The following is a 1,942-nucleotide window of genomic DNA, read 5'->3' as shown; positions in this document are numbered from 1 at the left end:
GCACCCGGCACCAAACACAACCCTCAAGGCCGCATCATCGCTCCGGAGCAACTTTTCAAACTTACCCGCCAAACCCCACCCCGTCAAATCCACCCTCTCGGGCTGTCTGACTGACGGTGGCCGCCTGCTTCCCCTCCAAACCGACGCATCCATGACGGATTACTGCCGAATTTCGAAGGGAGTTTGTCGCTCTTGCCGGTCAGCTTCACTGTCCCGGCCGCGGCGACTCAGAAAACATTACACGCCGATGCGGTGCCCGGCAAATCGGCCGATCGGGAGGCGAAATTCCCGTAGTTGTGCGGATCCAGCGGCTTGAAACACGTTGCAGGCGAGCCTGCGCACTGGGAGAAAAGATGTGATGTCAGCCATAAAGATCTCTTCACCGGGGAAGCCTCAGGCCGTGGGCCCCGGCTCGGAGGACCAACCAGGTCTTGCGGGTCAGGGACCGAAGTTATGTGCTCGAGAGCGAAGATCCATCGGTGCGTGGGAACAACCGGGGCCGATGACCCCAAGATACCTCAGCTTCGGCGCGCCCGTCCGTACTCCAACAACGCTGCCCACCGCGGCAGTGCCTGTACCGAACCGCAAGCCGCTTTCCAGGCCCACGCACCTGTCATCCAGCCGGCCGGGTGGAGGGTGTCAGCATTACGCTCGCCGATCCACGATGCCGCAGATCCGGCGATCAGCTGCACGATGCCCCACGACCCTGCGATGATCTGGACGGTGGAGGCCCGGCATGTACGTCTACCGGATTGCCCACAAGCAGGGAGAGGGCCAGCCCTAAATGCGCGTGATTGGGTCCCGGTTAGCAGTCCAGTGGCTATGCGATAGCTAGTTGATTTTCCTGCGTCCAGTTGTCCCAGTACTGTTTCGGCGTCATGCCGTTCAGGGATCCGTGGGGCCGTTCATGATTGTAGATGTGTTTCCATTCCTCGGCCAGGTACTTCGCTTCGGCCATGGTGTCGATGATTTCTCCGGTGAGTTGTTCCCTTCTGAATTGGGCGTTGAATGATTCGGCGAACCCGTTCTGCCACGGCGATCCCGGGTCGATGAACGCGGTGTCCACCCCTGCCGTGGCGCACCAGTTGATCAGGGCTGCGGCAGTGAACTCCGGCCCGTTATCGGAGCGCACGTAGGTGGGTGCCGCACCGGTTTCGGCGATGACGTTCTCCAGGACGGCGACCACGTCGGTGGCGGTGAAGGACCTGCGCGGAACGATCGCCAAAGCCGTGCGGGTGTACTCGTCAATGACGTTGAAGAACCGCACATGCCGGCCGCACGAGGTGACATCGGACTGGAAGTCGAAGCTGATCACGTGCATCGGGTACTGGGCTGTCAGCCGCTTCTGCTCTCCGGCGCCCGGCCCGGTGCGGCGCCGCTTCCGGGCCTTCGGTTTGCACGTCAGGCCTTCGGCCCGCCAGAGCCGGCGCACCCGCTTAGCGTTGAGCACCACGCCAGCCCACTCCGGCTGGCCCAGCAGGTGCCAGCGCGCCTTCCGCCACCCCCACGCCGGATGCTTCACGGCCACGGCCCGCAACGCCGCACGCAGCCGGGCTTCCTCGAAGCTGACCACCGGGCGGCCCTTACGCAAAGCGGAACGGTTCTGCCCCAGGACCTTGCACGCGAATCTTTCGGACGCCCCGAACTTCTCCACCGCCATGCGCACTGCACGACGGCGAGGTTCGGGGCTCAGAATTTTCCCTTGGCCACCTCGTTCAGGATGTCGATGGCCAGTTCCTTCTCCGCCAGCAACCTCTTCAGCCGGGCGTTTTCCTTCTCCAGGTCCTTGACGGCCTTGGTTTGGGCTGCGTTCTGCTCGGAACCGTACTGCTGCAGCCACCGGTACCAGGTCGCCTCGGTGACCTGCAGCTCTTTGATGACCTCGATCATCGGCTTGCCGTCATTGAGCATCTTCTGCCCCTGCCGGACCTTCGCGATGACC

At 63.0% G+C, this 1,942-nt stretch carries 1 protein-coding gene; it reads right to left on the bottom strand.

Features of this window, described 5'->3' with window-relative positions; translation table 11 throughout:
• Positions 1 to 820: 820 nt before the first annotated feature.
• Positions 821 to 1,942, bottom strand: a protein-coding gene (locus tag BLS52_RS18145) for an IS3 family transposase (protein ID WP_139186335.1) whose coding sequence is annotated in 2 segments (ribosomal slippage) — positions 821 to 1,695 and positions 1,695 to 1,942 — 1,123 coding nt annotated over the 2 segments. Because the reading frame shifts where the segments join, the coding sequence is not laid out codon by codon here. This gene is flagged as partial in the annotation.

The sequence above is a fragment of the Arthrobacter subterraneus genome (assembly GCF_900099735.1).
Classification (GTDB): Bacteria; Actinomycetota; Actinomycetes; order Actinomycetales; family Micrococcaceae; genus Arthrobacter_D; species Arthrobacter_D subterraneus.
Note: the sequence above shows the minus strand (reverse complement) of the source record. Positions and strands in the feature narration are given on the sequence as shown.